Annotated in this window: 1 pseudogene; it reads left to right on the top strand. The window is 49.5% G+C overall.

Going from position 1 to position 206, the window contains the following annotated elements:
• Positions 1-183 (top strand): annotated as a pseudogene (gene tuf / locus Q0890_RS13655) (elongation factor Tu); the annotation flags it as partial.
• Positions 184-206 lie beyond the last annotated feature (23 nt).

The following is a 206-nucleotide window of genomic DNA, read 5'->3' as shown; positions in this document are numbered from 1 at the left end:
ACCACTGACGTCACTGGCGCAATCCAGTTACAAGACGGTACTGAAATGGTTATGCCTGGTGACAACGTTGAGATGAGTGTTGAGCTTATCCACCCAATCGCTATGGACAAAGGTCTTCGCTTTGCAATCCGTGAAGGTGGCCGTACTGTAGGTGCTGGTGTGGTAGCTAACGTTAAAAACTAAGCGCTACTGATCTCAGCGCAAGC

It is taken from the genome of uncultured Psychrobacter sp. (assembly GCF_947488565.1).
Taxonomy (GTDB): domain Bacteria; phylum Pseudomonadota; class Gammaproteobacteria; order Pseudomonadales; family Moraxellaceae; genus Psychrobacter; species Psychrobacter saeujeotis.
The sequence above is the reverse complement of the archived record's forward strand: the minus strand, read 5'-3'. Positions and strand labels throughout refer to the sequence as shown.